Source organism: Pelovirga terrestris, from assembly GCF_014773365.1.
GTDB lineage: Bacteria > Desulfobacterota > Desulfuromonadia > Desulfuromonadales > Geopsychrobacteraceae > Pelovirga > Pelovirga terrestris.
Window position 1 is genome coordinate 1 of record NZ_JACWUN010000039.1, and the last position, 1,159, is coordinate 1,159.

Annotated in this window: 1 protein-coding gene; it reads right to left on the bottom strand. The window is 51.6% G+C overall.

Annotation, left to right across the window (positions count from 1 at the left end; translation table 11 throughout):
- Positions 1-29 precede the first annotated feature (29 nt).
- The gene (locus ICT70_RS14770; protein ID WP_191157991.1) at positions 30-1,100 is read right to left on the bottom strand and encodes an IS630 family transposase; all 1,071 of its coding nucleotides are present in this window, start codon (positions 1,098-1,100) and stop codon (positions 30-32) included.
- Positions 1,101-1,159 lie beyond the last annotated feature (59 nt).

Genomic DNA, 1,159 nt, shown 5'->3' on the forward strand with positions numbered 1-1,159 from the left:
CTAGTGTCCTGTTTGGTTAGTCCTTTATATTAATTTGCTGCTTTTGCTCTTTGAACCGAATCGATGATTACGGCAGCACTTTTCGTCCATTTAAATGGTTTGGCACTTGCGGCGTTATGGACCTTGATGAACCGGTGGATCTCTTTGCGCAGCTCTGTAACGCTGGTAAAAATCCCCCGGTGAATGGCGCGGCGCTCCAGTTGTGAGAACCAGCCTTCGACTGCATTCAGCCAAGAAGCGCTGGTCGGCGTGAAGTGCAATTTGAAGCGAGGATGCTTACCCAGCCATTTCAACACATCAGGTGTTTTGTGCGTGCTGCTGTTATCCAGGATCAAGTGCAGTTCCAGTTCACTGGGTGTTGAGCGATCGATCTGCCGCAGAAAATCGAGAAACTCCTTGGCCCGATGTCGCTTTGTTGTCCGGCCAATGACTTTTCCCGTCAGGATGTCAAAGGCCGCGTAAAGATTCGTGGTTCCATGACGCTTATAATCGTGCGTACGGCGCTCAATCTGACCAGGCTTGAGCTGGAGCATCGGTTGCGTTCGGTCAAGTGCCTGAATCTGGGTCTTCTCATCCACCGACAGCACCAGGGCATTGTCGGGAGGGTTCATGTACAAGCCGACCACATCCACGACCTTGTCAGCAAAATCTGGATCGTTGCTGATCTTGAAGGTCTTGAGGCGGTGTGGCTTAAGATCTGAGGCCTCCCAGATTTTCCTGACTTGCCAAGTGGTGACACCCGCCGCCTTGGCCATGAGGCGCACGCTCCAATGAGTGGCTTCCTTGGGAATTTTCTCGACGGTCAAGGTCAACACCTCTTTGACCTTTTTTGCCGAGAGTTTCTTGGGTTGCCCGGAGCGCGGCAAGTCTTTTAGGCCATCAAGACCACTGGCTCTGAATCGGTTGCGCCACTTGTAAACTGAGAGCTTGGAGGTGCCGACCAAGGCGGCTACCTCTTCTGCGGATTGTCCTGCTCCACTTAGCAGAACAATCCGGGCCCTCAAAACAAGGCTTTGCGCTGTTTTTGGAGACCGAAGCAAGGCTTCGAGAGCTTGTCGGTCTTGCGCTGTTAATTCGTATTTTTCATGAGTGCGTGCCATGTTTGAAACTATAGCACAACTTCAATTTAAGCAAAAGAACTAACCGCACGGGACACTAG

Coding starts and splice junctions, on each gene's coding strand:
- ICT70_RS14770 (WP_191157991.1), bottom strand. CDS start 1,100: ATGGCACGCACTCATGAAAAATACGAATTAACAGCGCAAGACCGACAA.